Genomic DNA, 219 nt, shown 5'->3' on the forward strand with positions numbered 1-219 from the left:
CGTCCGGCTGCGGGAACTGGCCACTGCTGTGCCCGGCGTCCGGGGTCGCGAACTGACCCGGGCCCGCCTGGAACTGGCCGGGGTCGGGTTGTGGGAACTGGCCGCTGCCGTATTCGGTGTTCGGGGCTTGGAACTGGCCGGCGTCCGGCTGCGGGAACTGACCACTGCCGTTCCCGGCGTCCGGGGGCTGGAACTGGCCCGGGGCCGGTTGCGGGAACT

At 73.1% G+C, this 219-nt stretch carries 1 protein-coding gene; it reads left to right on the plus strand.

Annotated elements, in window-relative coordinates:
• On the plus strand, window positions 1-219 hold a 219-nt coding region (locus ON38_RS25450; RefSeq protein WP_039827548.1), incomplete at both ends, for a hypothetical protein.

The organism is Nocardia testacea NBRC 100365, from assembly GCF_000308775.1.
Classification (GTDB): Bacteria; Actinomycetota; Actinomycetes; order Mycobacteriales; family Mycobacteriaceae; genus Nocardia; species Nocardia testacea.